The 404-nt window shown below is 55.2% G+C and carries 1 protein-coding gene; it reads right to left on the bottom strand.

Annotation, left to right across the window (positions count from 1 at the left end):
- Nucleotides 1–404 (bottom strand): amino acid kinase family protein (locus AC0DBE_RS21680; RefSeq protein WP_472963771.1); only part of this gene is annotated, 404 nt, incomplete at both ends.

Consider the following 404-nt stretch of genomic DNA (forward strand, 5'->3'; position numbering starts at 1 on the left):
TCAAAGTGCCTTCTTTTTCACCCATGACCACGCGACGCAGTGCGCCAGGTTTGTTCATGTTGAAGACACGGATCGGCAGTTTGTGGTCACGAGCCAGCGTAAAGGCGGCAAGATCCATCACTTTCAGCTCTTTTTCCAGCACTTCGCTGTAGCTCAGCTGATCGTACATGGTGGCAGACGGATCTTTTGCCGGGTCGGCAGTAAACACGCCATCCACTTTGGTCGCTTTCAGAACCACATCGGCTTCGATCTCGATACCGCGCAGGCAGGCAGCGGAATCGGTAGTAAAGAACGGGTTACCCGTACCGGCGGAGAGGATCACCACGCGGTTGTTGCGCAGCAGGCTAATCGCCTCTGCCCAGCTGTAGTTATCGCAGACGCCATTCAATGGGATTGCGGACATC

The organism is Bacillus sp. VA15, assembly GCF_055721145.1.